The 15,298-nt window shown below is 66.8% G+C and carries 14 protein-coding genes and 1 tRNA gene; 7 read left to right on the top strand and 8 right to left on the bottom strand.

The features are described from left to right. The first annotated feature begins 115 nt into the window (after positions 1-115). From ACOZHM_RS03155 to ACOZHM_RS03170, 4 genes are all read left to right on the top strand, one after another. The gene (locus ACOZHM_RS03155) at positions 116-1,633 is read left to right on the top strand and encodes an alanine/glycine:cation symporter family protein (RefSeq protein WP_421567505.1); all 1,518 of its coding nucleotides are present in this window, start codon (positions 116-118) and stop codon (positions 1,631-1,633) included. Further along, positions 1,626-2,459: a TrmH family RNA methyltransferase gene (locus ACOZHM_RS03160; RefSeq protein ID WP_421567506.1), complete on the top strand. Its 834-nt coding sequence runs from the start codon at positions 1,626-1,628 to the stop codon at positions 2,457-2,459. Before ACOZHM_RS03155 ends, ACOZHM_RS03160 begins: the two co-directional genes overlap by 8 nt. 508 nt (positions 2,460-2,967) lie before the next feature. Beyond that, a complete protein-coding gene (locus tag ACOZHM_RS03165) occupies positions 2,968-3,963 on the top strand; it encodes a hypothetical protein (protein ID WP_421567507.1) in 996 nt (331 codons plus the stop codon). A gap of 19 nt (positions 3,964-3,982) precedes the next feature. Continuing rightward, a complete protein-coding gene (locus ACOZHM_RS03170; RefSeq protein WP_421567508.1) occupies positions 3,983-5,446 on the top strand; it encodes an alanine/glycine:cation symporter family protein in 1,464 nt (487 codons plus the stop codon). Between the two features lie 46 nt (positions 5,447-5,492). On the opposite strand, the gene ACOZHM_RS03175 is transcribed toward ACOZHM_RS03170, so the two are convergent. The 4 genes from ACOZHM_RS03175 to ACOZHM_RS03190 form a co-directional block, all read right to left on the bottom strand. Next, complete coding sequence (locus ACOZHM_RS03175; RefSeq protein ID WP_421567509.1) at positions 5,493-6,914, bottom strand: M20/M25/M40 family metallo-hydrolase; 1,422 nt, start codon at positions 6,912-6,914, stop codon at positions 5,493-5,495. A gap of 220 nt (positions 6,915-7,134) precedes the next feature. Beyond that, positions 7,135-7,539, bottom strand: coding sequence for a large-conductance mechanosensitive channel protein MscL (mscL, locus tag ACOZHM_RS03180; protein WP_421567510.1), 405 nt, complete (start codon positions 7,537-7,539; stop codon positions 7,135-7,137). A gap of 54 nt (positions 7,540-7,593) precedes the next feature. Next, positions 7,594-8,301: a fumarylacetoacetate hydrolase family protein gene (locus ACOZHM_RS03185; RefSeq protein WP_421567511.1), complete on the bottom strand. Its 708-nt coding sequence runs from the start codon at positions 8,299-8,301 to the stop codon at positions 7,594-7,596. Positions 8,302-8,414: 113 nt separating this feature from the next. Further along, positions 8,415-8,690, bottom strand: coding sequence for a hypothetical protein (locus tag ACOZHM_RS03190; protein WP_421567512.1), 276 nt, complete (start codon positions 8,688-8,690; stop codon positions 8,415-8,417). 176 nt (positions 8,691-8,866) lie between these two features. On the opposite strand from ACOZHM_RS03190, the gene ACOZHM_RS03195 reads away from it, so the two are divergent. Continuing rightward, a complete protein-coding gene (locus tag ACOZHM_RS03195; RefSeq protein ID WP_421567513.1) occupies positions 8,867-9,214 on the top strand; it encodes a Rieske (2Fe-2S) protein in 348 nt (115 codons plus the stop codon). A gap of 63 nt (positions 9,215-9,277) precedes the next feature. On the opposite strand, the gene ACOZHM_RS03200 is transcribed toward ACOZHM_RS03195, so the two are convergent. Genes ACOZHM_RS03200 through thiS form a run of 4 tightly spaced genes read right to left on the bottom strand, consistent with a single transcriptional unit; the run spans position 9,278 to position 12,939 of the window. Continuing rightward, positions 9,278-11,125, bottom strand: coding sequence for an SLC13 family permease (locus tag ACOZHM_RS03200; protein WP_421567514.1), 1,848 nt, complete (start codon positions 11,123-11,125; stop codon positions 9,278-9,280). A gap of 27 nt (positions 11,126-11,152) precedes the next feature. Beyond that, entirely contained in the window at positions 11,153-11,887 is a 735-nt protein-coding gene (gene trmB, locus ACOZHM_RS03205) for a tRNA (guanosine(46)-N7)-methyltransferase TrmB (RefSeq protein ID WP_421567515.1), read from the bottom strand. Then, a complete protein-coding gene (locus ACOZHM_RS03210) occupies positions 11,887-12,681 on the bottom strand; it encodes a thiazole synthase (RefSeq protein ID WP_421567516.1) in 795 nt (264 codons plus the stop codon). The genes trmB and ACOZHM_RS03210 overlap by 1 nt, the downstream gene beginning before the upstream one ends. Before the next feature lie 57 nt (positions 12,682-12,738). Then, complete coding sequence (gene thiS / locus ACOZHM_RS03215) at positions 12,739-12,939, bottom strand: sulfur carrier protein ThiS (RefSeq protein WP_421567517.1); 201 nt, start codon at positions 12,937-12,939, stop codon at positions 12,739-12,741. 201 nt (positions 12,940-13,140) lie between these two features. On the opposite strand from thiS, the gene ACOZHM_RS03220 reads away from it, so the two are divergent. Beyond that, positions 13,141-14,970, top strand: a complete 1,830-nt coding sequence (locus ACOZHM_RS03220; protein ID WP_421567518.1) for an autotransporter outer membrane beta-barrel domain-containing protein — start codon at positions 13,141-13,143, stop codon at positions 14,968-14,970. A 108-nt stretch (positions 14,971-15,078) separates the two neighbouring features. After that, a tRNA-Gly gene (locus ACOZHM_RS03225) sits at positions 15,079-15,152 on the top strand. Positions 15,153-15,298 lie beyond the last annotated feature (146 nt).

Consider the following 15,298-nt stretch of genomic DNA (forward strand, 5'->3'; position numbering starts at 1 on the left):
CGACGGTCGGCTCGATACATCGGCCCTATCGGGCTGGCGCTCGATGGTGGAGAATCGATCCCGTCCCTTCCAGCCGACGGGACGTCCTTCATTTTCCGCCGACTGGAGAGAGCGCGTGGAAGCAGTAGTTGATTTCATCAATGGCATCATCTGGAGCAAGGCACTGATCTTCCTGTGCCTGGCCGCCGGCCTTTACTTCAGTTTCCGCACGCGCTTCATGCAGTTGCGGGGCTTCTTCGAGATGTGCCGCCTCACCGTACAGGGCGAAAAGTCCGACGCCGGCGTGTCCTCCTTCCAGGCGCTGGCCATGTCCATGGCCGGGCGCATGGGTATCGGCAACATCGCCGGTGTCGCCACCGCCATCGCCTTCGGCGGTCCCGGCGCGATCTTCTGGATGTGGGTGATGGGCTTCCTCGGCGCATCGACCTCCTACATCGAGTGCACCCTGGCGCAGATCTACAAGACCAAGGATGCCGAAGGCCGCTATCGCGGTGGCCCGGCGTACTACATCGAAAAGGCGATGGGCCTGAAGTGGTACGCGATGGCCTTCGCCATGGCCACGATCATTGCCGCCGGGTTCCTGATGCCGGGCGTGCAGGCCAACGCCATCGCCGACAGCATCATCAACGCCTGCCGGGGCGGCGCCCTGTGCGGTCCGCTGGATGGCCAGTTCATGGGCATGGAATCGGTCCTGGCGCTCAAGCTGGGCATCGGCATCGTGGTCGCCCTGCTGCTGGGCGTGGTGATCTTCGGCGGCGTCAAGCGCATCGCCAATTTCGCCGAAGTGGTGGTGCCGTTCATGGCCGCCGGCTTCATCCTGATGGCCATCACCATCATGATCCTCAACTATGAACGCGTGCCGGACATGTTCCGCACCGTGTTCAGCAGCGCCTTCGGTGCACACGCGGCGTTCGGCGCGATGATGGGCCTGGCCGTGGAGTGGGGCGTCAAGCGCGGCATCTATGCCAACGAGGCGGGGCAGGGTACCGGTCCGCACGCCGCCGCCGCGTCGGAAGTCTCGCACCCGGCCAAGCAGGGCTACGTGCAGGCGTTCGCGGTCTATTTCGACACCATGATGGTGTGCACCTCCACGGCCTTCCTGATCCTGGCCGCCGGTACCTACAACGTGTACTCGCCGGTGGCAGGCGCCGAGCCGGTGTTCGCCGGCCTGGCCGGCGTGGCCGAAGGCGCGGGCTACGCGCAGGCCGCAGTGGAAACCGTGCTGCCGGGCTGGGGCTCGGGCTTCGTGGCCATGGCGATCTTCTTCTTCGCCTTCACCACCATCATGGCCTATTACTACATGGCCGAAACCAACCTCACGTACATCAACCACAACCGCAAGCGCCCGCTGACCGTGCTGGCCCTGCGTGTCGGCATCATCGCCATGGTAGTGTTCGGTGCCGTCCACAACGCGAAGCTGGCGTGGGCGCTGGGCGACATCGGCGTGGGCCTGATGGCCTGGTTGAACATCATCGCCATCCTGATCGTGCAGAAGCCGGCCCTGGCGGCCCTGCGCGATTACGAACGTCAGAAGAAGCTCGGCCTGGATCCGACCTTCGACCCCGATGCCCTGGGCATCAAGAACGCCGATTTCTGGCGACACCGCAAGCTGGAGCAGTCCCGTAGTGAATGATCCCTGGAAGAACGCCCGCCGCCCGTCCGCGCGACCGCCGCGGGCCACCCCGCTGCCGCCGCGCGAAGGCGGCACCCCGCCCCCGCCCGGGCGAGGCAACGACGAGCTGCGCCTGTACGGCTGGAATGCCGTGCAGTCGCTGTTCGAGCGCCGCCCGCAGGCCCTGCGCAAGCTGTACCTGGCGGAAGAACTCATCCCGCGCCTGCAGCCGCTGCTGAAGTGGTGCGTGGCCAACCGCGTGGGCTACCGCGTGGTGGAGGAGGGCGACCTCAACAAGCTGGCCGCCACCACCCACCACGAAGGCGTGGTGGCCGACGTGCTGCGTGCGCCGATGATCGCGCTGGACGACTGGCTGGCCGCGTTGCCGGCCGACAAGCCGGCGCTGGCGCTGTGGCTGGACGGCGTGGGCAACCCGCACAACTTCGGCGCCATCCTGCGCTCGGCGGCGCATTTCGGCGTGGCCGGTCTGCTGCTGCCGCCCGATTCCACCCTGGCCCTGTCCGGCGCCGCCGCGCGCGTGGCCGAAGGTGGCGCCGAGGCGGTGCCGCTGGTGCGCCTGCCGGCACTGCCGCAGGCCATGCAGGCGCTGCGTGACGCTGGCTTCGGCCTGGCCGCAACGCTGGTGGAAGGTGGCGCGGATCTGTTCAAGAGCATGTTGCCGGCGCGGCTGGTGTACGTGATGGGCGCCGAAGGCGAAGGCATGGATCGCGCGCTCGCGCAGACCTGCGATCTGCAGGTGTCCATTCCCGGCACCGGTGCGGTGGAAAGCCTCAACGTGGCGTCGGCAACGGCGGTGTTGTTGTCGCATTGGTACGCACAGCGGTAGACAACGACCGTGGGTCGTTGTGCGCTTGATCGGGGTGACGCATGCGCGCGCTGCCCTACGTGATGTGATCGACTTCTCCAATGGAGTGGTGCTTACAGTCGATTCGGATTTTTCGCATAGTGCGTAGCCTTAGCGCTGCGTCACAGTGCAAAGCGGCGCTGTACTGTGTAGGTGAGGAGAGACACCCACCCAGTGCGGCGCCGTTGTCCGGATCACGGTCAGTCCGTGTCGCTCACCGCGTGGGGTGTGATGAATCCCGGTAGCCCGGCCATTGATGGCCGGGCTTTTTTTTTGCAGCGCTCACGACGATTGAAACAACTCCGAGGTGGCTGGACGTCCTGTCTCGCCGCGACAACTCTTGGCGTGATGCGCTCATATGTGGGTGCCTCCGTGCACAGATTCGAATAGTCGCGGGATTTACCGATTTTTCCTTGGGTGCTTCGTGTGCAGATTTGCCCCTGCGGCGGGCTGGTCTGCCGCATCACTACTGCCACCAAGGAAGCTATCCATGACACCCCATGCGCCGCGTTCCCCACGCCTGATTTCTTTCGCCCTGCTCGTCGGCCTGTGCGCGCCAGCCCTTGCCGGCGCCGCCGAGCACAGCCTGGACGGTGTCAACTTCACCGGTCCGCTGATTACCCCGAACCCGGCCGGCATGCCCAAGGGCAACGCCTATGTCGAGCCGTATCTGATCCGCGTCGACAGCGACAGCTACTACGACGGTGATGGGCGCCGCCACGACAGCGGCGAACGCAGCAGTGCCTGGGTCACCGTGCTGCCGATCGCGTACGGGCTGGGCCAGCACGTCACCGCCCAGATCAACCTCAGCGCCGCGCGCGCCGAAACCGGTACCGAGCGCAGCCGCGGGTTCCGCGCCGGCGATACCACCGCGCAGGTGCAGTACCTGCTGCAGGCGCCCAACGAAGACGGCACGCGCCCGGCGATTGCGGTGTCGCTGAGCCAGCGCTATGCCACCGGCAGCTATGACCGTATCGACGGCAATCCGCTCAACGCGCAGGGCGACGGCGTGCAGCGCACCACCTTCGGGTTCGGCATGCAGCAGGTGGTGTGGCTGCCCAATGGGCGCCCGCTGCGCTGGCGGGGCCAGCTCAGTGCCAGCCCGGCGCCGGCGCGCGTGGCGCTCAACGACTCCAGCGTGTACGGCACCCCGCACGGGTTCCGCGGCAACATCGCGCCCGGTTCGCTGCTGGGTATTTCCGCCGCGGCCGAATACAGCTTCAATTCGCGCTGGGTCGGCGTGTTTGAATTCGCCGCCAGCCGGCAGAGTGACCGCCAGCTCAGCGGCTACGCCCCCGGCGAAGACGGCGCGGCGCAACGCATCGACCTGCGCCTGCCGGGCAGCCGCAACCTCACGCTCGCGCCGGCCGTGCAGTACCACTTCAGCCCGAACGTGGGCCTGATTGCGGGCGTCGAATTCACCGTGGCCGGCCGCAACACCGGCAGCTACATCAATCCCCAGGTCGCCTTGGGGATGTTCTTCTGATGCGGGCAAGGAGCGGATCATGAACCTCGAAGAGATCGTCGCCCGCATCGTGGGCATCGTGTGGAGCCCCATGCTGGTCACCCTGTGCCTGGTGGCCGGCCTGTACTTCAGCGTACGCACCCGCTTCATCCAACTGCGGGGATTGCCGGACATGCTCAAGCTCATGTTCCAGGGCCGCAGTTCCGCCTCCGGGGTGTCTTCGTTCCAGGCACTGAGCATGTCGCTGTCCAGCCGTGTGGGCGTGGGCAACATCGCGGGTGTGGCGATCGCCATCGCCTACGGCGGCCCCGGTGCGATCTTCTGGATGTGGATCGTCGCTTTCCTCGGGGCGTCCAGCGCCTTCGTCGAATCCACGCTCGCGCAGATCTACAAAGAGCGCGACAGCACCGGCATGTATCGCGGTGGTCCGGCCTATTACATCGAAAAGGGTCTGGGGCAGCGCTGGTATGCCGTGGTGTTCGCGCTGAGCACCGTGGTCGGGTGTGGCTTGATGCTGCCGGGCACCCAATCCAACGCCATCGTCAGTGCGCTCGACGAGGCCTGGGCCGTTCCCGGCTGGCTCAGCGCTGCCGCCATCGGCATGGTGGTGGCACTGGTGATCTTCGGCGGCGTGCGTCGCATCGCACAGGTCGCGCAGGTGATCGTGCCGTTCATGGCATTGGCCTACCTGCTGGTGGCAGGCCTGGTGATGGCGCTCAACCTGGACGCCGTGCCGGAAATGCTTGCCCTCATCATGCGCAGTGCATTCGGGCAGGACGCCGCGTTCGGCGCCATGATCGGCACCGCGATCCAGTGGGGCGTGCGGCGTGGCGTGATGTCCAACGAAGCCGGGCAGGGCACGGGTGCACATCCGGCGGCGGCGGCAGAGGTCTCGCACCCGGTCAAGCAGGGGTTGGTGCAGGCGTGTTCGGTCTACATCGACACCATGGTGGTGTGCAGCGCTACCGCCTTCCTGATCCTGTCCACCGGCACGTACAACGTGTATGACCCCTCCGCGCCCTCGCAGTGGCTGGTGGCGAACGTACCGGCGCTGGAAGCAGGCCCGGCCTTCGTGCAGCACGCGGTGGAATCGGTGCTGCCGGGGTTCGGCAAGTCCTTCATCGCCCTGGCGATCCTGCCGTTCGCGTTCACCACTATTTTGGCGCTGTACTACACCGCCGAAACCAACGTGGTGTACCTCGGCCGCAACCGCCCCTCGCGGCTGGCGATGACGCTGTTCCGGCTGGGCTTCATCGGGGCGTTGCTGTATTCGGCGTTGAACACCGCCACCGTGGCCTGGTCGCTGGGCGACATCGGCGTAGGGCTGATGAGCTGGCTCAACATCGTCGCGTTGCTGCTGCTGCAGAAGCCGGCGTTGGCGGCATTGCGCGACTATGAGAAGAGCCGGCGGGCGGGCAGGGACCCGGTGTACCGCCCCGAGCCGCAACAGCGCCCGAGCACCTGCGTGTGGACGGGAGCCGTCCCGGCAACCGACCAGAGGTAGAGCCGTCTGTTAGACGGCTGCTCCTGAGTGACAGCGCTTCGCGCTGTCACTCGTTGGGCGGCGTGGTGGCCTTCGCTTCACTGCCGAAGTTGCCATCCGCTTCCGCCGCCAGGTAGGCAAACACCGCATACGCGGCCACGTTCTGCGCCAATGCCGCCGGGTCGATCTTGTCCAGCGTGTCGTCGGCGGTGTGGTGCAGGTTGAAGTAGTCGGTCCCGTCCTGCGCCAGCCACGCCCACGCGCCACCCTTGGCGGCCAGCGGACCCACGTCCGGGCCCGGGCCGCCCTTGTCGGCGACGTACTCGATGCCCAGCGGCTTCAGCACCTCGGCAATCTGCCGGGTCGCCTCGCGCGAATGCTCCGGGTTCGGCGAGCCGGTGTTGAACGCATAGATGCGGCCGGCACCGAAATCGCTCTCGGCCGCCAACTGGTGCAGCACAACGTCCTTGGCATGCGCCTCGGCGTACGCCTTGCCGCCGTATAGGCCCTGCTCTTCGTTGGCGAACGCCACCACGCGGATGGTGCGCTTCGGTGCCTGCTTGAGCTCGCCGATCAGATGCCCGGCAGCCATCGTGAGCGCCACGCCGGCGCCATCGTCGATCGCGCCGGTGCCCAGATCCCAGGAATCGAGATGACCGCCGATCACCACCACTTCCTTGGGCAGGCTGCGCCCGGTGATTTCACCGATCACGTTGTACGAGGTGGCCGTGCCATCCCAGCCGCAATCGAGGCTCAGCTTGATCGTGGTCGGGCCCAGGGCAACCAGCCGCGCCAGCTGGTTCGCATCCGGCACCGACAGCGCCGCCGACGGCACCGGCGTCAGGCCATCATCGAAACGGGTGATGCCGGTATGCGGCACGCGGTGCGAATCGGTACCGGCCGAACGCATCACGAAGCCCACCGCGCCCTTGCGGATCGCCTCGGACGGGCCCTTGCTGCGCACCGCGCCGCCCTTGCCGTAGTCGCGGCCATCGCGGTAGGCGGTCATCTGGTAATCGACGAAGGCGATCTTGCCCTTCAGTGAACCTTCGGGTGCGGCCTGCAGCGCGGCCAGGTCGGCGAAGCGCACCACCTCGGCCTCCACCGTGCCGCCCGGGCTGCCGCCCAGCGCGGTGATCGCCAGCGGCTGGGCGTGCTTGCCCACCACATGCGCCTGTTCACTGCGGCGTTCCCACTTCGGGAAGGTCACCGGTTCCTTCCACACCTTGTCGAAGCCCAGCGCCTTGAACTTGGCTTCGGCCCAGGCCACCGCACGGGCATCGGCTTCGCCGCCGGCGATGCGCGGCCCGATCTCGGTCGTCAGCGATTCCACCACCTTCCAGCCGGTGTCGTCCTTCAGGGCCTGCTCGCGCAGTTCGGCGGCGGTGGCCAACGACTTCGGCGGCAGGGTAGTGGTGCCCGTCGCGGCGAAGGCCGGCGCGGCCAGCAGGGCGAGGGAAGATGCGATGGCAAGGACGCGGCGACGCATGGGACGGACTCCGGGGAACAGGGCTCAAGCCCCCGAGCTTAGCAGCCTGCCCGCGCCGCACATGGGCGGGAGGTCATGGTTGGGCAGACGCTGTTTTCCAAATGCGCGCGGGCATCGCGCGCCTTTCGGTAGGTGACGACCGCTGGTCGTCACACCGTGGGCGTGCCTACCAACGGTAGGCACCTACCCGGTCCTTGCCGTGCCGTGCCGGCACGACGCATTACTTCTTCAGGTTGTCGCGGATCTCGCGCAGCAGCAGCACTTCTTCGGCCGGTGCGGCCGGTGCCGCTTCCTTCTTGCGCGCCAGCTTGTTGATCACCTTGACGACCATGAAGATCGCGAAGGCCACGATGATGAACTGCACCAGGGTGTTCAGGAAATCGCCGTAGCCGATCACCACCGCTGGAATCTCCTGCCCGTCCGGCCCGAGCCGCGCGGGGGCCAGCGTCCACACCAGCTCGGAGAAATCGACTCGACCGATCAGCCAACCCAGCGGCGGCATGATGATCTTGTCCACCAGCGCAGTGACGATCTTGCCGAACGCAGCACCGATGACGACACCGACCGCCAGGTCGATGACGTTGCCACGCATGGCAAATTCCTTGAACTCAGTCAGCATTCCCATCCGGTTCTCCTGTTTCGGGGTAGCAAAGGACGCCGCAGCCTAACCCAGCCAATGTCATCCAGCGATGATGCCGTGCCGTTCGGCCACGTTTTCCAGGCGCGCGCTGAAACGATCGCCGGGCTTCAATGCGGCCACGCCGGCGGGCGTGCCCATGAACACCAGGTCGCCGGCGCGCAGCGCCCAGAGCTTGGACAATTCATGCAGGATTTCCGGCACGTTCCAGATCATCTGGTCGAGCAGGGACTGCTGGCGCACTTCGCCGTTGATTTCCAGCGACAGGTTCAATGCGGCGAGGTCACCCACTTCGCCCGCCGGCACCAGTTCGCTGACCGGGGCGGACTGATCGAAGCCCTTGGCCGGGTCCCACGGATGCCCCTTGGCCTTCGCGGCGGCCTGCAGGTCGCGGCGGGTCAGGTCCAGGCCGACGCCGTAGCCGAACACCAGCGCCTCGGCCTGCTCGACCGGCAGTTCACCGGCGGGTGCGTCGCGACCGATCGCGACCACCAGTTCCACCTCATGGTGCAGGTCGTGCGTGGCCAGCGGGTAGGGGATCACATCGTCGTGGCCGACCACGATCGCATCGGCCGGCTTGCTGAAGAACATCGGGCGGCCGCGGTCATCGGCGGCGGGAACCGCAGCCCCCATTTCCTTGGCGTGGTCGGCGAAATTACGGCCGACACAGTAGATGCGCCGCACCGGAAACGTGCCGCCGCCCGCAACCGGAATGCGGGGCTGTTCGGGCGTGGGGATTACATCGGTCATGCGCGCGTCCTGTAGCTGACAAGGTTCACGCGCAGTGTAGCGCTGCGGTAGTGCCGACTGTAGTGCCGACTGTTAGTCGGCAAACGCGGCAAACCCGGCAAACCCAACAATGATCAACGCGACAACGGCAGCGCCGGCTTGCGCACCACGCGGTACTCGCCTTCCACCACCTGCGGGTCGGCCGCGCGGCCGGCCTGCTTGCGCTGCGCAAGCAGCTTCCACGCCACGCCGGCGATGATCATCGCGGCGCCCACGAACACGCCGACGAACACCAATGCCGCCAGGATCGCCAAGCCGAGCAGACCCACCGCCACGCGCACGAGCGGGTGGCGCGGCTTGCGCGGCGCGAACAGGGTGCGGAACTGGTTGAACTGGAAGCGGTTGTACATGGCGGTTCTTTGGCTGAAGTCAGCGAGATGTCAGTATCCCGACTGGTTTCTGTCATTGAGTGAAAAACTCGTTAAGCGCGTTTTGCGTTCATTTTAAATCAATGACTTGCATTCATCCTGGAGCCAGTCAGATGACGGCATGCGACACTATGCCCCCGTGTTGAAGTGTCGTTCCCATGTCCGTTTCCGAAGCCACCACATCCCCCCTGATCGCCCTGGAGCGCATTGCTGACGGGGGTTTTGCCGAGGTGGAGGCGGGCATCGACGGCGATTTCGAATCGCTGGTGCTGTACCGCGACGGCGACGCTGTACGCGGCTGGCTGAACATCTGCCCGCACGCCGGGCGCCGCCTGGACTGGGCCCCGGGGCAGTTCCTCAAGAGCAAGGCTGGCGATCTGGTCTGCGCCGCGCACGGCGCGTCGTTCTCACTCCAGGATGGCGCCTGCGTGGCCGGCCCGTGCAAGGGCGACCGCCTGCGCGCAGTGCCGCTCGAGGTCCGCGACGGCCAGGTGTTCCTGGCCTGACGCAATACCGACCAACGGTCGGCTTTCCCACCGGTAGGTACCGACCGTTGGTCGGTACGCCGGTCAGAACATCAGGTTGATCATCAGCACCACCACAATGGTGTAGATCAACGACAACGGCGCACCCACCCGCCACAACTCGCCGGCTGTGTAATTGGCCGGCCCGGTGATCATCGAAATCACCGGGTTCGATGCCGTCATCAGATTGTTCGACGCCGACAGCGCCACGATCAGCGCGAACGCCGTCGGGCTGCCGCCTGCCGCGAGCGCCAGGTTGACCGCGATGGGCACCATCACAATGGTCGCGCCCACGTGGCTGATCACCAGCGAGAACACCGTGGTGAGCAGTGCCAATGCGATCTCCAGCACCCACACCGGAATGCCGGTGGGCAGGCGGTCGATGGTGTGGCCGGCCACCCAGGCCGCCGCGCCGCTGCTGTCCATCGCCCAGCCGAGCGGAATCAGCCCGGCCATCATGAACACCGTTTTCCAGTTGATCGAGGCGTAGGCCTCGTCCATGCGCAGCACGCCGGTAAGCAGCATGCCGGCCACGCCGGTCATCAGCGTCAGCGCCACCGGCAGCCGCGAGGTGAGCGCGATCAGGATGGTGATGGCGAAGATCGACATGGCGATCTTGAACTTGTGCGGGCGCTGTTCGCCCTTGGGGTAGTCGGTGACCACCACGAAGTCGCGGCTCCTGGCGGCCTGGGCCAGGTCGGTCCAGATGCTGTGGAACACCAGCATGTCGCCGGCGCGCAGCGGCACGTTGCGCACGTCCTCGCGGATCACCTGCTTGTCGCGGTTGATCGCCAGCAGGCTGATCCCGCGCTGCTTGCGCAGGCGCAGTTCCGAGGCGCTCTTGCCGATCACTTCCGAGGTCGGCGGAATCACCGCTTCGGAGATGCCGGCGCGGCTCGGGTTGAACAGGTCGCCCAGGTGCTTCAGGCGGGAGGACATGCGCAGGAACTGGTTCTGCGCGAAGTCGGCCACCTGCTGGCGGCTGCCCATCACGCCCAGCACGCTGCCCACCCAGATGCGCATCTCGGCCGGTGGCGCCAGGCGGGTGTCGTTGCCGGTCTTGAGCGCCAGCAGCAGCGGCGCGTCGTGCACGTTCTCGGCCTCGCCCAGGGTCATGCCCACCAGCGGGCTTTCCGCGCTGACCACCAGCTCGAACACATCGCCTTCGATGCCGTAGGTCTTGGCGAAGTAGCTTTCGGTGCGCGCCGGCGTCACGCCATCGTTGGCCAGCGTTTCTTCTTCCACCAGCTTGCGGTCGCCGAAGTAGCGGAAGTACAGCAGCGAAGCGGCCAGCAGCGCCAGGCCGATCGGCAGCGGTGCGAACATGCGCAGCGGCTCGATCGTGGCCAGGCCCGAGGGCAGGTTGTTGTTGGCCGAGGCCAGCAGATCGTTCAGCAGGATCAGCGGCGAATTGCCGACCATGGTCAGCGCGCCGCCCATCACGATCGCCGCGGCGATCGGCAGCAGCAGCCGTTGCAGGGTCAGCCCGGTACGCGCCACCAGGCGCGAGGCCACCGGCAGGTACAGCGCCATCACCGAGGGGTTCTGCATGAAGGACGAGTTCAACCCGGCAATCGCCGTGGTCATCATCAACAGGCGGGTTTCAACACCATGGCCGCGCCGCAGCAGCCACGCGGCCAGCCGGTTGAGCGCGCCGGTGCGGTCCAGGCCCGCACCGAGGATGGTGGTGGCGATGATGCTCATCACCGCATTACCCGAGAAGCCGCCGAAGATTTCCTCCGGCGCGATCAGGCCGGTCACGCCCAGCACCACCAGCACCACCAGCGCCACCACGTCGGCGCGGATGCGTTCGAACAGGAACATCGCCATCGTGAAGCCGACCAGCCCCAGAACGAGCTTCATGTCGGTGGTCAGCGTCAGCGCGGTGTCCATGGGGTAACGCGGTTCCTTGGTAGGGGATCAGGTACGGTCGTACAACAGGTCCCACACCCCGTGGCCGAGTTTCTGGCCGCGGGTTTCGAAGTGCGTCTGCGGCCGCCATTCCGGCCGCTCCACCTGGCCGCGCGGACCGGCGCGGTTGCTCAGCCCGGCGGTGGCGTCCAGCACGTCCCACATCTGCTCGGCGTAGTCTTCCCAGTCGGTGGCGCAGTGCAGGCGGCCGCCGACGCGCAGCTTGCGCACCAGCAGCTCGGCAAACCCCGGCTGGATCAGGCGGCGCTTGTTGTGGCGCTTCTTGTGCCACGGATCCGGGAAGTAGATGCGCACTTCGTCCAGCGCACCGTCGGCGATTTCCTTCTCCAGCACCTCCACCGCATCGTGGTGGTACAGGCGCACGTGGTCGGCGTTGTCGTCGGCCAGTGCATTGAGCAGGCGACCCACGCCGGGGGCGTGTACTTCCAGCCCGATGTAGTCGCGGCTCGGGTCCTGCTGCGCGGCAAAGCGCAGCGCGGCACCGTTGCCGAAGCCGATTTCCAGCACCTTGCGCGCGTCGCGGCCGAACGTGGCGTCCAGGTCGCGCGGCTCACCGGTGAAGTCCAGCCCGAAGCGCGGCCAGCGGTCGTCGAACGCGCGCTGCTGGGCCGGCGTGAAGCGGCCCTGGCGGAGCACGAAGCTGCGCACTTCGCGGCGGCCTTCGGTCACGGTGAAGGGCTTGGGCGGCGCCTTGGCGCCTGCGCTGTCGAAGGGATTGGTCATCAGCCGATCAACCCGTCCACCGGCGAAGACGCACTCGCATAGCGCTTGCGCGGAATGCGCCCGGCCAGGAACGCCTCGCGCCCGGCCTGCACGGCCTTGCGCATCGCGCTGGCCATCAGCACCGGGTTGCGTGCGCCGGCGATGGCGGTGTTCATCAGCACGCCGTCGCAGCCCAGCTCCATCGCGATCGCCGCATCGGATGCGGTCCCCACGCCGGCGTCGACGATGATCGGCACCTTGGCGTTCTCGATGATTTCCAGCAGGTTGTACTTGTTCTGGATGCCCAGGCCCGAGCCGATGGGCGCGGCCAGCGGCATCACCGCCACGCAGCCGATCTCTTCCAGGCGCTTGGCCGGGATCGGGTCGTCGGAGGTGTAGACCATCACCTCGAAGCCATCCTTCACCAGCTGCTCGGCGGCCTTCAGCGTCTGCACCACGTCTGGGTACAGGGTCTTCTGGTCGCCCAGCACTTCCAGTTTGGTCAGGTTGTGGCCGTCCAGCAGCTCACGGGCCAGCCGGCAGGTGCGCACCGCGTCGTCGGCGGTGTAGCAGCCGGCGGTGTTGGGCAGCAGGGTGTAACGGTCCGGTGGCAGCACGTCGAGCAGGTTCGGCTCGCCCGGGTTCTGCCCGATGTTCGTTCGACGGATCGCCACCGTGACGATCTCGGCACCCGCCGCCTCGGTGGCGATCCGGGTTTCTTCAAGGTCCTTGAACTTGCCGGTGCCGGTCAGCAGCCGGGACGTATAGGTCTTGCCGGCGATCACCAGCGAATCGGGGGAGGCGTGAGCAGTCATGCGGCGAATTATCGCCCAACCGGGCCATTCCTGTCCGGTTGCTTTCGCCGGCTGCCGTCAGCCGCCGCCGAGGGCATGCACGATCTCCACCACGTCGCCTTCGCGCAGCGCGTGGGTCGCATGCAGGCTGCGGGTGACGATCTCACCATTGACCTCCACCGCCACCCGGCGCTGGGTCAGATCTTCGGCCTGCAGCAGGTCCAGGACGGTGGCACTTTGCGGAAGCTGGCGGGGATCGCCGTTGAGCTGGATGTTCATGACGGAATTGTCCCTCAAAGTGGTTGGTTCTGCGTACCCTTGCGGCCCTGCCCAACCCCGTTCCGGCGTGTTCCCGCAGCGTGCTGCCTACCCCCTGGGCGGTTCATGCCGCAGCGCAGCGTGATGTCGCCGGGGCGCAGTGGAACCATGGCACCGTGCGCCGGCGTACGTCGGCCGTTTTCAACCTGAAAGGAGTCTTACATGCTGCTCAGCAAGCGTCCCCTGCGTTCCCTGATGGCTGTCGCCATCGCCTTGGCCGCCGCGCCGGCAATGGCGCAGTCGCCCTATTCGAAGACCATCTTCATCGGCGACAGCCTGACCGACCAGGGGTACTTCCGCCCGCTGCTGCCGGCATCGGCACGCCCGGTCACCGGCCAGTTCACCACCAACCCGGGTTGGGTCTGGGCGCAGTATGTGGCCGACTACTACGGCACCAACGCCACTGCCCACGGCAACGGCCAGGGCGGTGACAACTATGCCATCGGCGGCGCCCGCGTCGGCGTGGACAGCCAGCAGGTGCTGGCCCCGGGTACCCCGGCCATTCCGGTCTACTCGCTCAAGACCCAGACCAAGCAGTACCTGGATGCCAATGGCGGCAAGGCAGACGCCAACGCGCTGTACACCGTGTGGGGCGGCGCCAATGACCTGTTCGCCATCCAGGCCGGTGCGCCGCTGCAGGCCACCCTGGGTGCGGCCGTGACCGACCAGGTCGGCATCGTCGCCACCCTGAAGGGCGCCGGCGCCCAGTACGTCGTGGTGCCGACCCTGCCCGACATCGGCCTGACCCCGGCCGCCCGCGCCGGCGGTGCCGTCGGCATGGCGCAGGGCACCGCGCTGGCCAAGGCCTACAACGACGCGCTGTTCGGTGGCCTGAAGGCCGCTGGCCTGCAGGTGATTCCGGTGGATACCTTCCACATCCTGCAGGAAATCGTCGCCAGCCCGGGCACCTACGGCTTCGTCAACGTGACCAGCCCGGCCTGCACCACCGCCTCGTCGCTGACCTGCAACCCCACCTCGTACGTCAACCCGAACGCGGCCAACAACTACGTCTTCGCCGACGGCGTGCACCCGACCACGGCCACCCACCAGATGCTGGGCGAGTACACGCTCTCCATCCTGGAGGCGCCGCGCAACCAGCAGATCCTCACCCATTCCGCCCAGACCGTCGGCCGCGCGCGCGCCGACCAGGTCAGCGGTCACCTGGGTGGCCGTCCGGCCGATGGCCTGAGCTGGTGGGGCGGCCTGCGTGGCGACATGCAGCGCTACGACCACGCCGACCTGTACGACGGCCTGGCACCGGCCGGCCTGTTCGGCATCGACTGGGCGAAGGACGGCATGGTCGTCGGCGGCTTCGGTGGCTACGGCCGCATGGACGCCGACTTCGGCAACAGCAAGGGTGATTTCACCCAGTCCGACGCCACCCTGGGCCTGTTCGCCGGCTGGTATGGCGAGAAGGTGTGGGTCACCGGCCAGGTCAGCTACAGTTGGCTGGACTACGACGTGACCCGTCGCGTGCAGCTTGGCCCGGCCGAGCGCACCCACACCGGTTCGCCGGAAGGCAGCAACCTGACCGCCGCGCTGAACGCCGGTTACGAGTTCGGCACCGAAGGCGGCTTCCGCCACGGTCCGATCGCCGCCGTGATCTGGCAGCAGGTCAAGCTGGATGGCTACGTGGAATCCAACCCGAGCGCCACCGCGCTGGGCTATGGCGACCAGGACGCGGACTCGACCGTTGGCCGGATCGGCTGGCAGGCGCGTTACGACGGCGGCAGCGTCAAGCCGTACGTGCAGGTCACCTACGACCACGAGTTCGAAGACGGCAAGCAGGCCAGCGCCTGGCTGCAGACCATGCCGGATGTGGGCATGTACAAGGTGCCGGGCCTGGAGTTCGACAAGAACTACGCGACCGCTGTGCTGGGTGCGCGCATGAGCATGTTCGGCCTGGACAGCAACATCGGCCTCAGCGCCACGGCCGCACAGAAGGACGCCCGCGACGTCACCGTGTTCGCCACGGTCAGCGGCAGCTTCTAAGCTGAAAACCGGGTAGGGCACGACCATTGGTCGTGCCAACTGCAACGGGCGGCGCATGCCGCCCGTTGCCTTTTCACCGCCCCCCCGCATAAACTTGCCGGGCACCACGCGGGTGTAGCTCAATGGTAGAGCTGTAGCTTCCCAAGCTACTGACGAGGGTTCGATTCCCTTCACCCGCTCCATCGGTTGCTGCGCAGCCCGATGGAGCGCAGTGTGCATTCCCCCGGTTCTCATGCCAGTGCTTCCTGGCTTCGCCGCTCAGGCTGCAGAGCCCGTCATATTTGCCATCGACCTATTGCCGTTCCCACAGTTCCTGGAAGGTCGCTGT

The sequence above is a fragment of the Stenotrophomonas sp. PD6 genome (assembly GCF_049199305.1).
GTDB lineage: Bacteria > Pseudomonadota > Gammaproteobacteria > Xanthomonadales > Xanthomonadaceae > Stenotrophomonas.

Coding starts and splice junctions, on each gene's coding strand:
- ACOZHM_RS03165 (WP_421567507.1), top strand. CDS start 2,968: ATGACACCCCATGCGCCGCGTTCCCCACGCCTGATTTCTTTCGCCCTG.
- ACOZHM_RS03200 (WP_421567514.1), bottom strand. CDS start 11,125: ATGGACACCGCGCTGACGCTGACCACCGACATGAAGCTCGTTCTGGGG.
- ACOZHM_RS03185 (WP_421567511.1), bottom strand. CDS start 8,301: ATGACCGATGTAATCCCCACGCCCGAACAGCCCCGCATTCCGGTTGCG.
- ACOZHM_RS03175 (WP_421567509.1), bottom strand. CDS start 6,914: ATGCGTCGCCGCGTCCTTGCCATCGCATCTTCCCTCGCCCTGCTGGCC.
- ACOZHM_RS03190 (WP_421567512.1), bottom strand. CDS start 8,690: ATGTACAACCGCTTCCAGTTCAACCAGTTCCGCACCCTGTTCGCGCCG.
- ACOZHM_RS03170 (WP_421567508.1), top strand. CDS start 3,983: ATGAACCTCGAAGAGATCGTCGCCCGCATCGTGGGCATCGTGTGGAGC.
- ACOZHM_RS03195 (WP_421567513.1), top strand. CDS start 8,867: ATGTCCGTTTCCGAAGCCACCACATCCCCCCTGATCGCCCTGGAGCGC.
- ACOZHM_RS03220 (WP_421567518.1), top strand. CDS start 13,141: ATGCTGCTCAGCAAGCGTCCCCTGCGTTCCCTGATGGCTGTCGCCATC.
- thiS (WP_421567517.1), bottom strand. CDS start 12,939: ATGAACATCCAGCTCAACGGCGATCCCCGCCAGCTTCCGCAAAGTGCC.
- mscL (WP_421567510.1), bottom strand. CDS start 7,539: ATGGGAATGCTGACTGAGTTCAAGGAATTTGCCATGCGTGGCAACGTC.
- ACOZHM_RS03210 (WP_421567516.1), bottom strand. CDS start 12,681: ATGACTGCTCACGCCTCCCCCGATTCGCTGGTGATCGCCGGCAAGACC.
- trmB (WP_421567515.1), bottom strand. CDS start 11,887: ATGACCAATCCCTTCGACAGCGCAGGCGCCAAGGCGCCGCCCAAGCCC.